The sequence below is a fragment of the Lentibacillus kapialis genome, assembly GCF_014646635.1.
Taxonomy (GTDB): Bacteria; Bacillota; Bacilli; order Bacillales; family Amphibacillaceae; genus Lentibacillus; species Lentibacillus kapialis.
This window is the reverse complement of record NZ_BMNQ01000033.1, coordinates 1-16,843: the sequence shown is the minus strand read 5'-3', so window position 1 is coordinate 16,843 and position 16,843 is coordinate 1. Positions and strand designations below refer to the sequence as shown.

Annotated in this window: 14 protein-coding genes, 1 riboswitch and 1 other annotated feature; of the genes, 7 read left to right on the top strand and 7 right to left on the bottom strand. The window is 41.9% G+C overall.

The features are described 5' to 3' along the window. Window positions 1-84 precede the first annotated feature (84 nt). From IEW67_RS11375 to ytkD, 3 genes are all read left to right on the top strand, one after another. Entirely contained in the window at window positions 85-402 is a 318-nt protein-coding gene (locus IEW67_RS11375; RefSeq protein WP_188633197.1) for a hydrolase, read from the top strand. A 206-nt stretch (window positions 403-608) separates the two neighbouring features. Next, window positions 609-1,175 (top strand): hypothetical protein, encoded by a 567-nt coding sequence (locus tag IEW67_RS11370; RefSeq protein WP_188633196.1) that lies wholly within the window; start codon window positions 609-611, stop codon window positions 1,173-1,175. A 30-nt stretch (window positions 1,176-1,205) separates the two neighbouring features. After that, on the top strand, window positions 1,206-1,688 hold the full coding sequence (gene ytkD, locus IEW67_RS11365) for an RNA deprotection pyrophosphohydrolase (protein ID WP_188633195.1): 483 nt from the start codon (window positions 1,206-1,208) through the stop codon (window positions 1,686-1,688). Between the two features lie 110 nt (window positions 1,689-1,798). Here ytkD and IEW67_RS11360 read toward each other — a convergent pair whose 3' ends face one another. The 4 genes from IEW67_RS11360 to pckA form a co-directional block, all read right to left on the bottom strand. Then, window positions 1,799-2,605 carry an ABC transporter permease gene (locus IEW67_RS11360; RefSeq protein WP_188633194.1) on the bottom strand — a complete coding sequence of 269 codons (807 nt, stop codon included), beginning with the start codon at window positions 2,603-2,605 and terminating at the stop codon, window positions 1,799-1,801. Beyond that, complete coding sequence (locus IEW67_RS11355) at window positions 2,595-3,404, bottom strand: ABC transporter ATP-binding protein (RefSeq protein WP_188633193.1); 810 nt, start codon at window positions 3,402-3,404, stop codon at window positions 2,595-2,597. Before IEW67_RS11355 ends, IEW67_RS11360 begins: the two co-directional genes overlap by 11 nt. 12 nt (window positions 3,405-3,416) lie before the next feature. Continuing rightward, the gene (locus IEW67_RS11350; protein WP_188633192.1) at window positions 3,417-4,409 is read right to left on the bottom strand and encodes an ABC transporter substrate-binding protein; all 993 of its coding nucleotides are present in this window, start codon (window positions 4,407-4,409) and stop codon (window positions 3,417-3,419) included. Between the two features lie 257 nt (window positions 4,410-4,666). After that, window positions 4,667-6,256 carry a phosphoenolpyruvate carboxykinase (ATP) gene (gene pckA / locus IEW67_RS11345; RefSeq protein ID WP_188633191.1) on the bottom strand — a complete coding sequence of 530 codons (1,590 nt, stop codon included), beginning with the start codon at window positions 6,254-6,256 and terminating at the stop codon, window positions 4,667-4,669. 200 nt (window positions 6,257-6,456) lie between these two features. Next, window positions 6,457-6,564: riboswitch (SAM riboswitch) on the top strand. A 176-nt stretch (window positions 6,565-6,740) separates the two neighbouring features. Here pckA and metK point away from each other — a divergent pair. After that, window positions 6,741-7,946 carry a methionine adenosyltransferase gene (gene metK, locus IEW67_RS11340; protein WP_188633190.1) on the top strand — a complete coding sequence of 402 codons (1,206 nt, stop codon included), beginning with the start codon at window positions 6,741-6,743 and terminating at the stop codon, window positions 7,944-7,946. Between the two features lie 275 nt (window positions 7,947-8,221). Beyond that, a complete protein-coding gene (asnB, locus tag IEW67_RS11335; protein WP_188633189.1) occupies window positions 8,222-10,123 on the top strand; it encodes an asparagine synthase (glutamine-hydrolyzing) in 1,902 nt (633 codons plus the stop codon). A 111-nt stretch (window positions 10,124-10,234) separates the two neighbouring features. Here asnB and IEW67_RS11330 read toward each other — a convergent pair whose 3' ends face one another. Next, the gene (locus IEW67_RS11330; protein WP_188633188.1) at window positions 10,235-10,744 is read right to left on the bottom strand and encodes a gamma carbonic anhydrase; all 510 of its coding nucleotides are present in this window, start codon (window positions 10,742-10,744) and stop codon (window positions 10,235-10,237) included. A gap of 82 nt (window positions 10,745-10,826) precedes the next feature. Between IEW67_RS11330 and IEW67_RS11325 the strand changes: the two genes are divergently transcribed. After that, a complete protein-coding gene (locus tag IEW67_RS11325; RefSeq protein ID WP_308430730.1) occupies window positions 10,827-11,897 on the top strand; it encodes a tetraprenyl-beta-curcumene synthase family protein in 1,071 nt (356 codons plus the stop codon). A 17-nt stretch (window positions 11,898-11,914) separates the two neighbouring features. On the opposite strand, the gene mnmM is transcribed toward IEW67_RS11325, so the two are convergent. Beyond that, window positions 11,915-12,484, bottom strand: coding sequence for a tRNA 5-(aminomethyl)-2-thiouridylate-methyltransferase MnmM (gene mnmM, locus IEW67_RS11320; protein WP_188633187.1), 570 nt, complete (start codon window positions 12,482-12,484; stop codon window positions 11,915-11,917). 132 nt (window positions 12,485-12,616) lie between these two features. Further along, window positions 12,617-12,831: a binding site (T-box leader), on the top strand. 147 nt (window positions 12,832-12,978) lie between these two features. On the opposite strand from mnmM, the gene leuS reads away from it, so the two are divergent. Then, complete coding sequence (gene leuS, locus IEW67_RS11315) at window positions 12,979-15,393, top strand: leucine--tRNA ligase (RefSeq protein ID WP_188633186.1); 2,415 nt, start codon at window positions 12,979-12,981, stop codon at window positions 15,391-15,393. Between the two features lie 49 nt (window positions 15,394-15,442). On the opposite strand, the gene IEW67_RS11310 is transcribed toward leuS, so the two are convergent. Beyond that, window positions 15,443-16,189: a YybI family spore inner coat protein gene (locus tag IEW67_RS11310; RefSeq protein WP_188633185.1), complete on the bottom strand. Its 747-nt coding sequence runs from the start codon at window positions 16,187-16,189 to the stop codon at window positions 15,443-15,445. Window positions 16,190-16,843 lie beyond the last annotated feature (654 nt).

Sequence of the window (16,843 nt, the reverse complement as noted above, 5' to 3'; positions counted from 1 at the left end):
AAATCCCGCTGGTCTGAACTAACCAGTGAGATTTGCTTATATAATCCTTCCGTTTGAGGCAAATTAATAGCGGGAGGTGTTACCATGAAAGACAAATATTATGTCAATTTAGGAAGTCAGGAAATTTCACGAACTAAATTCGGCAATAATGATGAATTTATTATTTATGCGTCCGATGACGAGATTCGTGCACTGAGGGGTAAGCTGAATAGGATGCGTGATTCAGATATGCGTGCTTTCTTTCGGGCTCATGTACCGATCATGCCGTATCATAATGATAAGGCAAATGATGATTACGATGCCGGAGTGACAGAAGCATTTCAAATTATTTATGATCTCGGTGATAACGAAACAAAGCAACATATTGAGGATATAGGGATATTAACAGATGATCGGCTGTGATAAGAAAAAATCGGCATTCGCCTCGTGTTATAGCGAGTGTCGAGGTTTTTCTTATAAAGCCCTCCACAATTTATACTTTCTGACGTTACCAAAAACAGGGGTAAGAAATTGATCTTATCTCTGTTTTTTAAGTTTAATCATGTTTGCAAAGGTGGAATAATATAGCAAAGAGAAATTTATCAATTAAACTGAGAGGAGAAACATATATGACGAACAACAATGGCTTCAAGTATATAAGCTTAGTTTTTGGAATTGTCATCATACTTTCTTTATCAGGTATTCCTTATACGTCACAGCAAACTGTCTCAGCCAATAAGTCGTCAGACAGTCACGAAATGTCGAAGTCGGATGTGTCTGGCAAGGCGGTTGGGAAAGCAGACGATAAACAAGAGATTTCCCATAAACAGATAGTATCTCTGACAGGTTCGTTTATGAATAAGCTTTTACAGGAAATTAATGATGACAACAAGGTGATACGCTATGATACCAAAGAAGAATTATTGAATGAATTTAAAAAGATCTCATCTGAAGAAGTGGCTGCTAGGTATATCGATTTTTATTTTAATGAAAAGGAAGACGGTTTGTATATTAAACCGACTGAGACACCGCCATGGTTTCAAGAGAATAATGACTATGATATGATACAACAAGACGACAACACAGTAGTCGTGAATCAGAAGAACACGTCACAATTGTATGGAACCTACATTGTAGAATTTGAATTCACATGGGTGAATAATCAATGGAAAATATCAGATATCACTCATAAGTAAAATCAATGAAAGATGAAAGCAGTTGAAAACATGTATCGATTTACAGATTATTACCGCAATGAAGTAACCCTATCATTTGATAATCATCCTTTTTCACGGAATCCGAAACACGTATGGATTATTTGTTGCTATCGGAACAAATGGCTGTTGACGAAACATAAGGAGCGCGGAATCGAATTTCCGGGCGGCAAGGTAGAAAAAAATGAAACCGCACAAGAAGCAGCAGTCCGGGAAGTGATGGAAGAAACAGGGGGAACAGTTAAGTCCATCCGGTATATTGCACAATACATTGTCGCCGGGAAAGGTGGCAAGATTACAAAAAATGTCTACTTTGCAACGATAGACAAACTGATGCCACAGGACACATACTACGAGACGGAAGGGCCGGTCCAAATTTCCAGTATTCCTATGAACGTTAAGCGGAATATGCAGTACAGCTTTATTATGAAGGATGACGTTTTAAAGTATTGCTTGACATTTATCAGAACAGATAAAACAGGGGACGGGGAATAACTTTCCCGTCCTCTTTGTTCTAACGTCAGAAAGTATAAATGATGGTTGACCTTATAAGAAAAGCTACGGCATTCGCTCTAAGATGAGGCGGATGCCGAGTTTTTCTAAATTTATCGGCTGTGTTTAATCAGAAAAGACTCAATACGCTCCACAATTTTATACATAACTGCAGCAAATATGGCAATGAGGATCAGACTTGACATAACAAGTGAAAAATCGAATACTTGGAAGCCATAAACGATTAAATACCCGAGCCCTTCTTTAGATACGAGAAATTCCCCGACCACGACACCAACCCAGGAAAGCCCTACATTGACTTTTAGTGTTGAAATCATAGCCGGAATAGCAGCAGGGAAAACAGCTTCTTTAAAAATCTGACCGCGCGATGCTTTGAAGCTTTTCAGTACTTTCACATAGTTCTGATCGACTTCTCTGAATGCGGAATAGACTACCAGCGTGGTAATAACTACCGAGATGATGGCGCCCATAGTAATAATAGATAAGTAGCCGGGTCCCATTGCAACGATGATTATGGGTCCCAACGCAACCTTAGGCATAGCGTTCATGATGACCAGATAAGGGTCCATGATATCGGAGAAGCGCTTCGATGACCATAACACAGTTGCCATGATAATACCCATAATGGTGCCAATCAGAAATCCTAAAACCGTTTCAGTCAATGTCACTTGGAGATGAGTGAGCATCGATCCATTTAAGAATTTTTCTGACAGTACCGTGTAAATTTCAAAAGGTGAACTGAATATTAAAGGATCAACCCAATACATGCGACTGGCTAGTTCCCATAATCCGAAAAACAAAACGAATATGGCAATCTGCCAGATAAAAACGAGTTTCTTTTCGCGCTTTACCTTTCGCTGGTAATTTTCAAACAGCTTCTGATCGGACTCATGTTTCATTTGGTGACTCCACCACCTTGGATTGCAGTGTTTGTGTCTCATTTTTATTTAACGCTTTCCAAACTTTATCGAATAAAATTTGATATTTCGGATGCCGGCGTACCAAAAAAGGCTTTTCGTCGCGCAATTCCAAGGGGATTTCAAAAGTTCCGGCAATTGAACCCGGATTTGCATTCATTAGTATAATTCGGTCGCTCATCGCAATCGCTTCACCGATGTCATGTGTTACGAGAATCGATGTTTTTCTGTATAAACGGAGCAAATCCCACACCAGATCTTCCAGTTTTAATTTTGTTTGATAATCAAGCGCTGAAAAAGGTTCATCCAGTAATAATATTCGCGGATTGGTGATTAAGGTGCGGACGAGGGCAACCCGCTGCCGCATTCCCCCCGATAGAGAATCCGGATAATCTTCCGAAATACCGGGTAATCCTACCTGTTTCAGTAAATTCATTGCATTTTCTTTTGTGTCGTTCGTCTTATCATGGTTGATTTTTGGTCCAAGCAGGACGTTATCGATAATGGATTTCCATGGAAACAAATAATCCTGCTGCAGCATGTAGCCGATATCCAGATCGGCCTCATGCAAAGGTTGTTCATTGACATAAATCTCGCCGGCAGTATGTTTAATAATACCTGCAATGATGGAAAGTATCGTTGATTTGCCGCACCCGCTCTGACCCAGAAGCGCAACGAATTCGCCTTCTTTTATTGTAAAGGAAATGTTATCCAGTGCTTTTGTGTAATCTTTTTTGGAAAAATAATGATGTGATACATGATCCAAGGTAAGAAATGACATACATGCCCCTCCTTAGTTACCTATGACTTCCTCAGCAATTTGAGTGTTGACAAGATCTCCATAGGGAACATCCTCCGGTAACTCCCCGGCTTCATTCATAATGTTTTTCAGATTATTCCATTCCTCTTTGTCGAGTATGGGATCAGTGGCGAACGATTCTTGTTTTTTATAACGCTCAATAGAAGCTGCAAGCATATCTTTTTTCGTGTCTTCGAAATAAGGCTGTATCACGTCAGCAATGTCTTGGGCGCTGTTTTTCTGAACCCAGTTTTGTGCTTTGTAAACGGCTTTAGTAAAACGCTTGGCTGTTTGAGGGTCATCGTTCAAAAAACTTTCTTTAGTCATAAAAGTCGTATATGGAACGTGACCGGATTCCTCACCGAATGAGGCAATTATATGACCTTTTCCTTCTTTTTCAAATTTACTGGCGGTTGGTTCAAACAGCTGGACATATTCAGCATCACCAGAGGCAAATGCACCGGGAATATTGCCGAAATCAACATTTTGAATCAAGTCTAAATCTGCATGTGGGTTAATGTTATGCTGTTTTAAAACGTATTCGCCAACCATTTGCGGCATACCGCCTATACGCTGCCCCAGGAATATACTGCCTTTTAGATCTGTCCATTTGAAATCAGGTTTTGGCTCCTTGGCAACCAAGAATGTTCCGTCTGTCTGAGTTAATTGAGCAAAGTTTATAACGGTGTCTTTTGATCCTTGAGCATGAACGTAAATGGATGTCTCCGATCCGACGAGTGCAATATCTGCACCGTCTGACAGCAGGGCCGTCATGGTTTTATCGCCACCCCATGCTGTCTGAAGCTCAATATTGATTCCCTCCTCTTCAAAAAAGCCTTTTTCAATCGCAACATACTGTGGTGCATAGAAGATTGAACGCGTCACTTCAGCCAATTTAATGTTTGATGTTCCGGCTTCAGAACCGCAGGCTGATACAAAGATAAGTAACATACCTGAGAGCAGAGCAAGAAATAATCGCTTTTTCATCGATATTCGTCCCTTTCACGTCATAATGGTGTTATGTCAACATAGTTTATGCACCTGTTAAAAATGTGTGATTGCCTATATAAGTGATTGAAAAATCAGAGTGGGCGATCTTGTGAGAAAGGTGACATTAAAGAAAAGCAGCCATAAAAAACCGGTCTCAATAATGAAACCGGCTGACAGTATGCAACTGCCGATATTTTCCTTCATATGTCAAATCCTTTTGGGATGAGGAAACTGTTTGGTAAAAAGTTTTTTAGTCAGCCCTTATAAATTGGGCCTGCGTTTCGGATTTCTTCACTTGCCTTATTGAATTTGCTGAAGTTATCATGAAATTTCATTGCCAATGCTTTTGCCTCAGCATCATACGCTTCTTTATCACTCCAGGTATTCCGAGGCACAAGTACCTCATCAGGAACACCCGGGACATGCATCGGAGCTTCAAGCCCAAAAATTTTATCCGTAACGGTTTCGATACTATTCAATTCACCTTCCAAAGCAGCGTGTACCATGGCCCGGGTGTAAGAAAGCTTTATGCGTTGACCGAAGCCGTACGCCCCCCCGGTCCATCCTGTATTGACCAGGAAGACACTGGAATTGTATTGATCAATTTTTTGACCGAGCATTTCAGCATATGTTGCCGGTGCCAATGGCAGAAACGGTGAGCCGAAGCAAGCGGAGAAAGTTGCTTGTGGCTGTGTTACACCACGTTCTGTCCCGGCAAGTTTGCTCGTATAACCACTTAAGAAGTGATACATTGCTTGTTCTTTGGTCAGTCTGCTGATAGGCGGCAGTGTACCGGAAGCATCAGCTGTCAGGAAAATAATCGTGTTCGGGTGACCGGCAACACTTGGCGATATAATATTATCGATATTTCCAAGTGGATAGGCTGCGCGTGTATTTTCTGTCAGCGATGTGTCATCATAGTCCGGTTCACGGGAAGATCCATCAAGGACGACGTTTTCGAGCACAGAGCCAAAACGGATTGCATTGTATATTTGTGGCTCTTTTTTCGGCGACAGATTAATACATTTAGCATAGCATCCGCCTTCTATATTAAAGATACCGTTTGAACTCCATCCATGTTCATCATCACCGATCAAGCGCCGATAAGGGTCAGCGGAAAGGGTTGTTTTGCCTGTTCCGGAAAGCCCGAAAAATAAAGCAACGTCCCCTTCCTGACCGACATTAGCTGAACAGTGCATTGATAGAATATCATTTTGCGGCAAAATAAAGTTCATAACGGAAAAAATCGATTTTTTGATTTCACCAGCATACTCAGTTCCGCCAATCAGAATAATCCGCTTCTTAAATGAAATGAGGATAAATGTTTCGGAATTCGTTCCATCAACCGCCGGGTCTGCTTTATATGTTGGAGCATATATAACGGTAAACTCGGATTGATGCGTATTCAGTTCTTCATCGGAGGGTGTGATAAAAAGCTGCCGGGCAAATAAATTATGCCATGCATATTCATTGATTACCTCGATCGGAAGGCGATGGTTCGGATCGGCTCCGGCAAAACCTTTGAAATGAAATAATTCTTCTTTATCATGTAAATAAGCTGTAACCTTTCTCAAAAGCATATCGAAGGATTCTTCATCGATAGGGCGGTTGACGTCTCCCCAGTCAATAAAATCTTCACAAACATCATCCCGAACTATGAATTTATCCTTTGGCGATCGGCCGGTGTACATACCTGTAGAAGCGCAGACTGCACCGGTTGCACTCAAGATTGCTTCTTCCTTTTCAAGGATTTTTTCTACCAGCTGTGGCACTGCAAGATTCGAATGTATATTTGAATGAGTTAGCAATTCTTTTGTTACAAGTGCATCTTCTTCTGTTTTCATTTTTGATACCTGCCTTTTAGTAAATTCGATCAAAACTCGACCGAATGACTTAATTTTATATTAGTATAACACATTAATTGAATTAGTCCATACTATTTTTGTAATTAATTATATGAAATTTTTACGTAAATGTTCTCTTTGCTGTTAAAGCATTTGACATTGGATAGGCTTTTCGATACCATTATTTGCGAACGGATACTCTCTTATTCAGAGTTGGTGGAGGGACAGACCCTATGAAGCCCGGCAACCATCACACAATGTGAAAAGGTGCTAATCTGGTGCAAGGTTCAATCCTTGAGCAATAAGAGTGAAAGGTCTCAGGCTCCTTTCCTCATGAAGCAGGGAAGGCTTTTTTATTTTAGAGGATAAGAAACCAACATGGCTCAGCCTTGCGCAGCCACCATCATGAAAATGAAGCTAAATGACTGTCACCATATACTGAAAAAGAGTTCCGTACCATAGCTTCAAGGGAGGATATGGCCATATGGCTGTAAAACGTCGTTTGTTCACATCTGAATCGGTAACGGAAGGACATCCTGATAAAATTTGTGATCAGATTTCAGATGCGATACTGGATGAAATTTTAACAAAAGACCCCAATGCACGTGTTGCGTGCGAAACAACTGTTACAACAGGGATGGTACTTGTAGCGGGTGAAATCACAACAACGACATATGTGGATATTCCGGCGATTGTTAGACAAACCATTAATGATATTGGTTATACCCGGGCAAAATACGGGTTTGATGCCGAAACGTGTGCCGTACTAACGGCAATCGATGAACAGTCACCTGACATTGCCGGCGGGGTTGATACAGCGTTGGAGGCACGTCAGGGAAAAATGAGCGATAAAGACATTTCATCGATTGGTGCGGGTGATCAGGGCTTGATGTTCGGATTTGCCTGTAACGAAACAGAAGAACTGATGCCGCTGCCGATTTCGCTTGCACATAAATTGTCAAAGCGACTTGCAGATGTACGGAAAGAAGGGATACTGAATTATTTGCGTCCCGACGGAAAAACCCAAGTAACAATTGAATATGATGAACACAATATTCCGATACGTGTTGATACTATCGTTATCTCAGCCCAGCATCACCAGGAAATAACGGCGGAACAAATAGAGAAAGACTTGATTGAGCATGTTATCCGCCCGATCGTGCCGGCAAACCTCCTGGATGAAACCACAAACTATATCATGAATCCGACAGGCAGGTTTGTTATCGGCGGTCCACAAGGTGATGCCGGGTTGACCGGAAGAAAAATCATTGTTGACACATATGGTGGTTTTGCCCGACACGGTGGTGGTGCATTCAGCGGAAAAGATTATACAAAAGTCGACCGCTCGGCTGCGTATGCAGCACGCTATGTTGCCAAAAATATTGTAGGTGCTGAATTGGCCGAAACGTGCGAAGTCCAGCTTGCTTATGCGATTGGTGTAGCGGAGCCGGTATCCATATCCATTGATACATTCGGCACAGGCACCGTCAGCGAAGAGGGGTTGGTCAAAGCTATAAGAAAGGTATTTGACCTCCGTCCGGCCGGCATCATCCGGATGCTTGATTTGAAAAAGCCCATATACAAGAATACCGCTGCATACGGTCATTTCGGGAGGACAGATACGCTATTTCCGTGGGAGAAAACAGACAAACTGGAAGAGCTGCAAGCATTCGCGCAAATTGAAGACTGATGTGTAGTCAAAAAATGCGGTAAGACCGCATTTTTTTAATACTTTTATACTTTCTTGATTGTGTAGCTGCAACATTAGAGGATGAGCTATATTTTCTGATACGTGCGTTAATATTGCGCTAGAATCGCTGCAGTTCGGACCATAATCGCTATAGATTGTCTTAAACTCTGAAGCGATAAATTTAAAAAAACAATACTGGCCAACTAAATTCCGTTTCAATATATGATATAATTTTATCGTACGAAAGATGTACCAAGAGAAAGAGAGGAAAAAGTATGTGCGGTTTTATCGGTGTGCTCAGGAATAACCCCGCAGCACCAAATGATCAACAGCAAAATGTGTTTAAAAAACAAAATAACACGATGCTTCATAGAGGACCTGATGATGAAGGGTATTATCATGATGATGACGTTTCACTCGGTTTCAGGCGGCTGAGCATCATTGACATAGACAGCGGAGCACAGCCGTTAAGTTATGATGATGAGAAAATTTGGCTTGTCTTTAATGGCGAAATCTATAATTATATTGAACTTCGCAATGATTTAATAGAACAGGGTTTCAGTTTTACCACGGAATCAGATACGGAAGTGATTGCTGCATTATTCACTAAACATAGGGAACAGGCATTTCAATATTTACGTGGCATGTTCTCTGTTCTGGTGTGGGACAAGCAATCGAAAACATTGTACGGGGCACGCGACCCATTTGGCATTAAACCGCTATTTTACCGGGAAACAGACGATACAATAATGTTTGCTTCAGAGAAAAAGAGTATGACAGCAATGATGGAAAGTGAAGAAGTTGATTCAGAAGCGTTGCAGCATTACTTGAGCTTTCAATATGTTCCGGAGCCATTGACAATGACCGAAGGGATCAAGAAGGTCGAAGCCGGGCATTATTTTGTGAAAAAGCGGGATCGCCCCATTTCTTTCCATCGTTACTGGCATGCGACATTCGCGCCGGTCTTGATGGAAAAACAGAATTGGCTCAGCCGTATTCAGGATGCTATGTATGATTCGGTTAAAGTGCATATGCGCAGTGATGTTCCGGTCGGTTCGTTTTTATCCGGTGGTATTGATTCAACAATTATAGTAGCAATGGCCAAAGAATATAATCCGAATATCAAAACATTTTCGGTCGGGTTTGAACGAGAAGGCTATTCCGAAGTTGATGTTGCCAAAGAAACTGCCAATAAGCTCGGTGTTGAAAATATATCCTATATCATTTCACCTCAGGAATTTGTGGAAAAACTTCCGAAAATCATGTGGCATTTGGATGATCCGCTGGCAGATCCGGCGTGCATACCGTTATATTTCGTGTCGCGAGAGGCGCGCAAACATGTAACTGTTACACTTTCCGGCGAAGGTTCCGATGAGCTGTTCGGAGGATATAACATTTATCGCGAGCCGGAATCCCTGAAAATGTTTCAACCGCTACCGGCTCCTGCGAAAAATCTTCTGGCAAGAGTGGCTGAAACTATTCCTGAAGGTGTTCGCGGTAAAAGCTTTCTCCAACGCGGGACTACACCATTACGTGAACGTTATATCGGTAACGCCAAAATATTTGAGGACCTCGAAAAAGAAGGTCTTATGAAGGACTGGAAACAGGATCTGCGTTATCAGCAAATAACGCAGGGATTGTTTGACTATGTCAGTGACTATCCGCTTGTTAGCCAGATGCAGTATGTGGATATCAACACGTGGATGCGGGGCGATATTTTATTAAAAGCTGATAGAATGACAATGGCCAATTCGCTCGAACTTCGCGTACCATTTTTGGATAAGGAAGTGTTCAAGGTAGCCAGTGGCATTCCTGTTGATATGAAGATTGCTAATGGCACAACAAAAAGTCTGCTGCGAGAAGCTTCCCGCGGTATTATTCCTGACCATGTGCTGGATCGGAAAAAGCTTGGGTTCCCTGTGCCGATCCGTCATTGGCTCAAGAATGAACTGTATGGATGGGCAAAACAGCTCATTCAGGAGAGCGAAACCGATTATCTGCTGTATAAATCGTATGTGTTTGATTTACTTGAAGATCACTGTCAGGGCAAAGGTGACTACAGCCGTAAGATATGGACGGTTCTTATGTTTATGCTGTGGCATCAGATATTTGTTGAACAAAAATTTGATACAAATGAATTAAGTCAGCCTGATTTGGCGGTTGCTTCAGTTATATAAGGATGTCGGTAATCTTGTAATATTAAGCAGGTGATAGGTGTTCTATCACCTGCTTTGTGATAAAAGGGAGTTCAGCTTATTGGAAGGCTTTTTATATTCCCTTTACTCTAGTTATTGACGTTTTTTATAATTTTGCCCCTTTTCCATATACGTTTTATAGATGCGCTCCATTTCCTGATAGTCTTCGTCGATTAATTCCCTAATAACTTTAGCGGGTCTTCCAAGAGCGAGAGAGCGCGGCGGTATTTTTTTGCCAGGCGGTACAAGGCTTCCGGCTCCGATGAACGCATGCTCACCGATTTCAGCGCCATCAAGGATAATGGATCCCATGCCGATTAGGGCATGTTCACGAATGGAGCATGCATGGAGTGTCACCTGATGGCCAATGGTGACATAATCTTCTACGGTTACCGGCAAGTCCGGGCTCTGATGTACTAGGGATAAATCCTGAATATTGACGCCTTTTCCAATTGTTGTCGGCGCGACATCTCCTCGGATGACAGTTTTGAACCATATGCTTGATTGTTCGCCGATAGTCACATCACCAATGATATTGGCATCACTCGCGATAAATACTGAGTGATGAATGGCAGGTTGTTTGTTTTTATATGGCTGAATCATTTGAATCCCCCTTTCAAATATGGTGATATAGACAGTATAGCAAAACTTTCTTACTCGAATCGAACGATCGGAGGAATGGGTGTTGGTCTATAGCATACCCAGAACGCCACTTACACTAATGATTTCAGTTTACCGAAAAGTATTTCCCGCGGTGAACGCGGAACTGGACTTTTGGCAGAAACGAGCCGATGAAATACCTGATGACGAATTGCGGCATCAGGCATTGGCAAGCATTAATACAAAGCGTTTCCATTGTCTGGGCGGAGCGGTATACGCTTTATTAGCAGGATACAGGTGGCGGGAGGCAATTCGTTTCATTGTTGCCTACCAGACAATCAGTGATTATTTAGATAACCTGTGTGACCGGAGTACATCACATGATCCGAATGACTTTCGGTTGCTTCATGAAGCAATGTCTGATGCGCTCAGCCGGAGAAATCCGCTTCAACATTATTACGCATTGCGCACAGAACAAAGGGATGGTGAATATTTAGCCGATCTGGTCCGGACATGTCAAAAAACATTACGGCAGTTGGATTCACTTGATATGATTCTGAATCATTTGCAGGGGCTGGAAAAGTTGTATCAGGATTTGCAGGTACATAAACATGTGAAATTTGAAGAGCGGGTACCGAGACTCGTTGGCTGGTATGAGGCCAATACCGAGGATTCACCGCTGTATTGGTATGAATATTCTGCAGCTGCAGGTTCGACGCTTGGGATATTTTGCCTTGTATCGTATGCATTGGGTGGAAAAATAACGACTACTTTAGCTGATAACATTACTGAAAGCTATTTTCCATTTATGCAGGGGTTACATATACTGCTGGATTATTATATTGATCAGGAAGAGGATAGACGTGAAGGGGATTTGAATTTCTGTCATTTTTACAGTAGCCGGGGAATGATGAGAGAACGGTTTATTTATTTCATTGAACAGGCAGATTCCCATGTCCAGCAATTGCCGGATCGTCATTTCCATGAGATGGTGCATCATGGCCTTGTCGGGCTTTACTTAGGAGACCCTAAAGTAAAAAAGCTTGAAAACGGACGGAAAGTAACGGATGAATTATTGCGAATAAGCGGATACAAGTCTCGCTTTTTTCATTGGAATACAAAGCTTTATCACCGAATGACCAAAACCCGGGACTGAACCCGGGTATTAAGTGGTCAATCCTTTTTTTGGATAGCCAGTATGAATGGCGGATCATTTTTCTGGTTGATAAATCCATAGTACAACACGTGGTATAGTTTCTGATCCAAGAGCTGTACATAACGCATCAGCTGCTCCCGCTCCTGGACTCCACCGTCATGCCCATAATACACTACAAGGACTATAATGCCATTTTGTTTCAAGTGTGAAAGGATGCCCTCAATAGCCAAAATTGTTGTCTCGCTCTTGGTTATGACGGTTTTGTTGCTGCCTGGGAGATAGCCAAGATTGAAAATAGCTCCCCCCAGCCTGGTTAATTTATCAACCGGTATATGATGTATGAAATTACTATGGCTGTCCTTTACAATTGTTGTATTTTTTCTGTTGTTCTGATCAAGGCGGTACCTGGTATTGGCGATTGCCTGTTCCTGAATGTCAAATCCGAATACATGTCCGTTTTCACCGACAAGCCGGCTGAGGAAAAGCGTATCGTGTCCGTTTCCACATGTTGCGTCGATGACTGTATCACCTTGGTTGACGGCCTCTTTCATTAAATGATGAGCGTAATGTATGATACTTTTTATCATGATTGTCAGTGCTCCTTATCCAGCAGTTGCTTTCATAATAGTTTAGCACGAAAGCCAAAGCGTTGGAAAGGATGAAAACTGACATATCTTGACAAGGCGACTTACATTGGTTACACTGCACATTATAATAAATGAACGACTATGAAAAGGAATAGTAATAAACTTCCCCAGGTTAAGCGAGGCGGTGGTTGGTGAAAACTGTCCCTGAAAGTTTATGAACTCACCTTTAAGTTGCAAGGGTGAACATCAGTAGTCATTGCCGTCAAATCCGCGTTAAGGAAACAAGTGAACGCTATTAGAGCGTTAATTTGGGTGGTACCGCGGGAGATAAGCTTCTCGTCCCTTGTTTTGGGATGAGGAGTTTTTTAATCTCGGGGAAAAGCTATCATTTATTACTGTATAAATCTGTTAACCAATCAATTCCAACCTGCTAGGGCATGTTCTCGCTTCAGAACAATTGCCTTTGATTTACAAATGAATAGGAGGAAATTTTCATGAGTTTTGACCACCGGGAAATTGAAAAGAAATGGCAGAATTATTGGGCCGAACATAAAACGTTTAAAACAAACACCTTTTCGAAAAAAGAAAAAGTTTACGCACTTGATATGTTTCCTTATCCATCAGGTGCCGGTCTGCATGTCGGGCATCCTGAAGGTTATGCGGCAACAGATATTTATTCCCGTATGAAGCGGATGCAGGGATATGAAGTACTGCACCCAATGGGCTGGGATGCATTTGGCTTACCGGCGGAACAATATGCGATCGATACCGGCAACAGTCCGGCAGAATTTACCGAGCACAACATCGCGACATTTAAACGACAAATTAAGGAGCTGGGTTTTTCCTACGACTGGGACCGCGAAATTAATACGACTGATCCAAACTATTATAAGTGGACACAATGGATTTTTACGAAACTTTACGAAAAAGGGCTCGCCTATATGGATGAAGTACCGGTTAACTGGTGTCCGGCTTTGGGGACCGTCCTGGCAAATGAAGAAGTAATCGACGGCAAAAGTGAGCGCGGTGGTCATCCGGTTATCCGTAAACCGATGAATCAATGGATTTTGAAGATTACAGCGTATGCTGATCGTCTTTTGGAAGACTTGGAGGAACTTGATTGGCCGGAAAGCATTAAGGAAATGCAGCGCAATTGGATTGGTCGTTCTGAAGGCGCCGAAATTACGTTTGAGATAGATGGACATGATGAACAATTCACAGCTTTCACAACACGTCCAGACACGTTGTTCGGTGCAACATATGCTGTGTTTGCACCAGAACATCCGCTCGTTGAAAAAATCGTAACATCCGAACAGCGGGAAAAAGTTAATGCTTACTGGAAAGCGATCGAAACAAAATCTGATTTGGAACGCACAGATTTGGCAAAAGAAAAAACAGGTGCGTTTACTGGTGCGTACGCTATTAACCCGGCAAACCAGGAGAAAATGCCGATCTGGATTGCCGATTACGTGCTGATGAGCTATGGAAGCGGGGCTATTATGGCGGTTCCCGGCCATGATGAACGTGACTATGAATTCGCACATAAATTCGAATTGCCGATTAAAGAAGTTGTTTCCGGAGGAGATCTTTCCAAGGAAGCTTACATTGATGACGGCGAACATGTTAATTCCGGTTTTTTGAATGGCATGAAAACGGAGGAAGCTATAGCCGAAATGATTGAATGGCTTGAGACGAGCGGAAAAGGTGCGGGCAAGATTACGTATCGTCTTCGTGACTGGCTTTTCTCCAGACAGCGTTATTGGGGCGAACCTATTCCTATTATTCATTGGGAGGATGGCTCAATGAGTGCATTGTCTGAAAAAGAATTGCCACTTGAACTGCCGGAATTGGATGAGGTCAAACCCGCCGGAACTGGAGAGTCGCCGCTTGCCAACAGTGACTGGGTGCATGTAACTGATTCGGAAACTGGCATGAAAGGACGGCGCGAAACGAACACAATGCCGCAGTGGGCTGGCAGCTGCTGGTATTTCCTGCGGTTCATTGACCCAAATAATCCTGTTCGACTAGCTGATCCCGAAGCACTTAAAGAGTGGCTTCCGGTTGATATTTATATCGGCGGTGCTGAACATGCGGTGCTCCATTTATTGTATGCCCGTTTCTGGCATAAATTCTTGTATGATATAGGTGTTGTGCCAACGAAGGAACCTTTTATGAAGCTTTTTAACCAGGGCATGATTCTCGGAGAGGGCAACGAAAAAATGAGCAAATCGAAAGGGAATGTTGTTAACCCTGATGATATTATGTCATCACATGGCGCTGATACACTGCGTTTGTATGAAATGTTTATGGGACCGCTGGATGCAGCTGTTGCCTGGTCAACGAATGGACTCGATGGCTCACGCCGCTTTTTGGACCGTGTATGGCGTCTGATTGTCAATGAGGATAAGGAAATTTCCGATGTAATTGTGGACATTAATGACGCAACGACGCTTGAAAAAGTTTATCATGAGACAGTGAAAAAAGTGACAAATGATTTTGAACATCTGCACTTTAATACGGGTATCTCTCAATTAATGGTGTTTATTAATGAATGCTATAAGGCAGATAAGATTCCTAAGGCGTACATTGAAGGGTTTGTCAAAATGCTTTCCCCGGTCGCCCCGCATTTATCGGAAGAAATGTGGGATTTACTCGGTCATCCGGGAACGATCACTCATGAAAAATGGCCGGAGTACGAGGAATCTAAACTTGTTGAAGATGAAGTGGAAATTGCTGTGCAGATTATGGGTAAAGTGCGTGCTAAAATACACGTGGACAAAGATATTTCGAAAGAAGAACTTGAAAAACGGGCACTGGATAATGAACGTATTCAGGAATTAATTAAGGGAAAAACAGTCCGCAAAGTAATTGTAGTACCCGAAAAGTTAGTGAATATCGTAGCAAATTGAATGTTAAGCAAGAGGATCTCACCGAATTAAATGGCAGAGATCCTCTTGCTTATTTTGATGGAATCCACTTTGTTTTTAGAATAACCCATTTATCTTCTTCGTAATACCATAATGTTTTGACGGTTCCTAATCGATCTGCCTGATATGCACCACTTATGTGTTGGCGGCTTCTCAATCCGTACCCTTTATCGTCACTGATTTTAACAGGTTTAAAAGACCCAATCGGGGCTATTACAGGTGAGGTGCTTTCAGTGAGCTTGCCATTTTCATTATAAATGCCTAATTCCACATATTCAGAAGACCGATCTTTGACATCCACTATACTTGGCTCCTGCTCATAGTCAATTTGTATTTCAACTTTAAAATTATTTTTGAAATCGGCTTTAATGGACTTTTGTTTTGGAAGTGCTATTTCATTTAATCGATCATTTTTCAACGTGTGTAAATGATAATGGTTAGAGCCATTGCTTCCGCCGTTCGTACTTTGATAAAATATATCATTCACGCCGTCATGGTTGAGATCGTAAAAATGAATCCCTGGATCATAGCCGCCTTCATAAGGGATTTTCCATTCCTTTCTTTCATCCCTTGAAATGGTTGCCCAAATTTTAGCGTAGTAATCAGAATCCTGTGCCAGACGCTTTCCTTTCAACTCAATCAGTTCTTCTGTGGAGTCTCCTGTTACCTTTTGACTATATTCTTCAAGTCGTTGTGCGTCCGGCTCACTGCTTCCTTTTGCAGCGATGACAGCCGGTAACAATAATGTAAATAGGCCAACCACCATTATATTGCGCATATTACACTCACCTCAAATCAATGGTTGGTTTATTTTGTCTCGGGCGTTTGGATACTATTCATTCAATACGTATGATGATTTGAATTAATGAAATAAACAGACTGTTAAAGATACAGAGATAATGGATCTTCGTGTGAATGAGCAAGCAGCGTGAGGAATGATTGAAGAGCAAAACATATGTAATAACACCGCACTAAATGAATGGTTTTGGATAAGGGTGACGTTTTGTATACGGATCAGGCAGACGGTATGAATGCATTGTTTCTTGACGAACATGGTTTAGTATTTCCGATATGGAATCCGTATGACAAACTGGATGACTTTCAGTGGTTGAAGCCGGAATGATTTAGCATTATTAAATTTGATTTTATTTTGATTTATTGTTGACTTTTGCCATTGGGACTAGTAATATAGTTTTTGCTGTTGAAAACAGCCAACAAAAATCAATAGTCATTAGGATAAAAAAAGACTATTGACACCCATTATCGATAGTGATATAATATTTATGCCGTCGGAAGAGATGGCGATAAATTTGCTCCTTGAAAACTGAACGAAACAACCAGTATGACAAAGATGTCAGAGGTAAGCGGCCATTCGTCGGAACGTTTGTTTTGACGAAAGGGCCATCAACCCCTGAATAGATTTTTTGGCAAG